At 34.0% G+C, this 268-nt stretch carries 1 pseudogene; it reads left to right on the forward strand.

Features of this window, described 5'->3' with window-relative positions:
* Positions 1-268 (forward strand): annotated as a pseudogene (locus tag ACRHOC_RS14845) (alkaline phosphatase D family protein); the annotation flags it as partial.

A 268-nucleotide genomic window follows, 5' to 3' on the forward strand; every position in this document is an offset into this window, starting at 1 on the left:
TCTTTTTGCACTGACGTGTAAGAATACTGAAAACAAAGAACTTGTCGAAAGTGATGAATTGGTTATAGCATTTGGTTCTTGCAACCGACAAAATGTTGAAAATAAACTTTGGCAACCAATACTTGATAGTGAAGCTTCAGTATGGATTTGGGGAGGTGATGTTATTTACTCTGATACTGATGATATGGAGCTAATGAAGGAACATTACCAGCAACAAATGAATCAAAATGGATATAAAGAGTTTACAGAAAAAGTTAAAGTTTTAGGC

It is taken from the genome of Winogradskyella poriferorum, assembly GCF_050618035.1.
In the GTDB taxonomy this organism is placed as follows: domain Bacteria; phylum Bacteroidota; class Bacteroidia; order Flavobacteriales; family Flavobacteriaceae; genus Winogradskyella; species Winogradskyella poriferorum_A.